The 900-nt window shown below is 64.2% G+C and carries 1 protein-coding gene; it reads right to left on the bottom strand.

Translation table 11 applies throughout. From position 1 onward, the window contains the following. Positions 1 to 15: 15 nt before the first annotated feature. Positions 16 to 898, bottom strand: a protein-coding gene (locus PY310_RS21480) for an IS5 family transposase (RefSeq protein ID WP_275216659.1) whose coding sequence is annotated in 2 segments (ribosomal slippage) — positions 16 to 534 and positions 536 to 898 — 882 coding nt in all. Because the reading frame shifts where the segments join, the coding sequence is not laid out codon by codon here. Between the last annotated feature and the right edge of the window lie 2 nt (positions 899 to 900).

Raw genomic sequence — 900 nt, 5'->3', positions numbered from 1 at the left:
CTAGGGCGTGTCTCCTTATTGGCGTAGCCAGATGAGGACGGAGTAGAGGGCGACCCCGGAGCGGTAGGTGATGGCGAGCTTGTCGTATCGGGTGGCGATGCTGCGCCATTGCTTGAAAATGTTGAAGGACTGCTCGACGACGGACCTGCCTTTGTAGGCCTCGCTGTCGAAGTCCACGGGTCGGCCACCGCGTGCGCCTTTGCGTTTGCGGTTGGCGATCTGGTCTCTGGGTTCGGGAATGACTGCCTTGATCTTCCGGGCCCGCAGGAGTGAGCGGTTGGCCCTGGAAGAGTAGGCTTTGTCGCCCATCACCGCGTCGGGGCGGGTCCGGGCCCGTCCCGTCCCGGCGCGCGGGACGTTGATGGCGTCGATGACGTGCGGGAACAAGCGTGAGTCCGAACCTTGGCCTGGTCCAATGATGAACGCCAGAGGCCTGCCTTTCCCGTCGCAGGCGTGGTGGATCTTCGTGCTCAAGCCGCCCCGGGAACGCCCAACTGCGTGATCCTCAGGCTCGGCCCAGAGTTTCTTGTAATTCGGCGGATCCCCCTGTGTTGCGGGGAAGGTTGGTTCCGTGCTGATGGGCGCGGTTGATCGTTGAGTCCACCGATACAGTCCAGTCGATCTCCCCATCGGCGTCGGCTTCGGTCAGCAGCACGGAGTGGATCCGGTCCCACGTCCCGTCAGACGCGTATCGGCGGTGCCGCTTCCACACCGTCTGCCACGGACCGAACTCTGCGGGAAGGTCCCGCCAGGCAATCCCGCACCGGTACCGGTAAGCGATGCCCTCCACGACTTGGCGGTGGTTCCGGAACGGGCGACCGCGCTGGCCGTCGGAACTGGGCAGCAACGGCTCAACGCGGGCCCACTGATCATCGGTAAAGACTTGGAAACGAGACACGC

This window comes from Pseudarthrobacter naphthalenicus, assembly GCF_029076445.1.
Classification (GTDB): Bacteria; Actinomycetota; Actinomycetes; order Actinomycetales; family Micrococcaceae; genus Arthrobacter; species Arthrobacter naphthalenicus.
This window is presented reverse-complemented; position numbering and strand designations above follow the sequence as displayed.